1 protein-coding gene is annotated in these 342 nt (G+C 44.4%); it reads left to right on the forward strand.

Annotation, left to right across the window (positions count from 1 at the left end):
• Nucleotides 1-342, forward strand: a 342-nt coding sequence (locus AB4585_RS27985; protein WP_372172020.1) for a UvrD-helicase domain-containing protein, incomplete at both ends; no start/stop codon positions are given.

Here is a 342-nt window from a genome sequence, read left to right on the forward strand (position 1 = left end):
AGAGATGGTGCATGCTGATCTTGAAGAGATGAACATCAGCTTGAATGATGCAAACCAGCGCATGCCTGAAAATATGCAAGAGGTGAACCAATGGCTATGCCCTAAAGGGGACATGGTTAAGGAGCGTAATGAACTCTGGCTCACCAATGAAACTCAGAACTGGCAAGTGTTGTTTGCACAAATTGAAAACTCTCCTCTAAATGCCTCTCAGCAAAAATCAGTCTTGCTAAATAATGATCACAACCTGATCTTAGCGGGAGCAGGTACCGGTAAAACCAGTGTGTTGATGGCTCGAGTGGCGTATCTATTGCAAAGTCATCAGGCTCAAGCAGAAGAAATTGC

The organism is Vibrio sp. 10N.222.49.C9, assembly GCF_041474985.1.
GTDB classification, from domain to species: domain Bacteria; phylum Pseudomonadota; class Gammaproteobacteria; order Enterobacterales; family Vibrionaceae; genus Vibrio; species Vibrio crassostreae_C.